The organism is Brevibacterium sp. SIMBA_078 (assembly GCF_046534565.1).
Taxonomy (GTDB): Bacteria; Actinomycetota; Actinomycetes; order Actinomycetales; family Brevibacteriaceae; genus Brevibacterium.
In genome coordinates this window covers 1-274 of sequence record NZ_JAWRYQ010000196.1, presented here as the reverse complement: position 1 = coordinate 274, position 274 = coordinate 1, and the positions used below count along the sequence as shown (strand labels likewise).

At 40.1% G+C, this 274-nt stretch carries 1 protein-coding gene; it reads right to left on the bottom strand.

Annotation, left to right across the window (positions count from 1 at the left end):
• The coding region (locus tag SB749_RS19420) for a hypothetical protein (RefSeq protein WP_410711748.1) at positions 1–233 on the bottom strand (233 nt) is incomplete at its 3' end.
• Between the last annotated feature and the right edge of the window lie 41 nt (positions 234–274).

Sequence of the window (274 nt, the reverse complement as noted above, 5' to 3'; positions counted from 1 at the left end):
ATAACTGCCATTCGAGCAATGAATAAAGCCATTTGTTTTATCCCATTTTTAAGCATGAGAATGAATGAACTTATCTTTGCTGCGGTCCATGCTGCGGCCATTCTAGTCGCTTGTGCTACAGACTGAGCAGCCATGACTGTCATGTTCTTTATCCAAAGCCCCATTTGAATAATTCCGTTCTTCAATGATGTAATTAAAGATGAAATTTTCATTGCAGTCCATGCAACGGCCATTTTTGCTCCGTTTACTGTTGCTTGAGTTGCCATTAGTGCAT